Below are 413 nucleotides of genomic sequence, written 5' to 3'. Positions count from 1 at the left end.
CGCATCACGCCGGTGGCGGGGTCGTTCCACAGCACGCGCGCGAGGCGCTTGGCCGCGGCGTCGGTGCCGTCGGCCACGATCACCACGCCCGAATGCTGCGAGTAGCCCATGCCCACGCCGCCGCCATGGTGCAGGCTGACCCAGGTCGCGCCGCCTGCGGTGTTCAGCAGCGCGTTGAGCAGCGGCCAGTCGGACACCGCGTCGCTGCCGTCCTTCATGCTCTCCGTCTCCCGGTTCGGGCTCGCCACCGAGCCGGTGTCCAAGTGGTCGCGCCCGATCACGATCGGCCCCTTGAGCTCGCCCGACTTCACCATCTCGTTGAAGGCCAGCCCCGCCTTCTCGCGCTCGCCCAGCCCCAGCCAGCAGATGCGCGCCGGCAGCCCCTGGAACGCGATGCGCTCGCGCGCCATGTC

General features: G+C 71.9%; 1 pseudogene. It reads right to left on the bottom strand.

The window, feature by feature from the left end:
• Positions 1-413, bottom strand: a pseudogene (locus AB4Z46_RS35485) (urocanate hydratase); the annotation flags it as partial.

The organism is Variovorax sp. M-6 (genome assembly GCF_052114385.1).
Taxonomy (GTDB): Bacteria; Pseudomonadota; Gammaproteobacteria; order Burkholderiales; family Burkholderiaceae_C; genus Variovorax.
Note: the sequence above shows the minus strand (reverse complement) of the source record. Positions and strands in the feature narration are given on the sequence as shown.